At 36.3% G+C, this 535-nt stretch carries 1 protein-coding gene; it reads left to right on the top strand.

Annotation, left to right across the window (positions count from 1 at the left end):
- Positions 1-142: 142 nt before the first annotated feature.
- Positions 143-469, top strand: coding sequence for a hypothetical protein (locus GMD6S_RS10090; RefSeq protein ID WP_000879673.1), 327 nt, complete (start codon positions 143-145; stop codon positions 467-469).
- Positions 470-535: the final 66 nt, after the last annotated feature.

Raw genomic sequence — 535 nt, 5'->3', positions numbered from 1 at the left:
TATTATGCTTGCTTTATCTTTATGGCTTCAAGCCATAAGAGTAAGAACGACAAATCGATGCATGATAGAGGAGATTCAAGCTTATATCTTTTCCTTGTAGACATGGGATACTGATGTTTTCAAGTATAAAGGAGTAAAAACGATGCTAGCTATTTTTATTGATTCTATAGGTGACAAGTCAGGGACCTATAAGTTGTTAAGAAACCATTCATCCTTGCCTTTTTCTTTAATCCAATCCAGAATCAAAGATCATGACACGGTGATAGAAGTAGACATGTTAGATTTGGATGAATTGAAAAAGGTTAGAGAACTCATCCGTGAGTTGAGTGCTATTGGGACCAAGGTTACGATGAGGGATTCGACTGGTATTATCACCTTAGAAATAGTAAATAATCTTATTTCTACTTTTGAAGAGATTGCGGCAGAGAGAGAAGAACTGGATGCTCTGATGTTTGAAGAGGAAGAGTGAGTGCCACGTTTTTCAGTGGATCACCAAGTTAGTTTTTAGTAATAGAAGGAAAACTGATGAATGATA

The organism is Streptococcus sp. GMD6S, from assembly GCF_000297015.1.
Note: the sequence above shows the minus strand (reverse complement) of the source record. Positions and strands in the feature narration are given on the sequence as shown.

Coding starts and splice junctions, on each gene's coding strand:
- GMD6S_RS10090 (WP_000879673.1), top strand. CDS start 143: ATGCTAGCTATTTTTATTGATTCTATAGGTGACAAGTCAGGGACCTAT.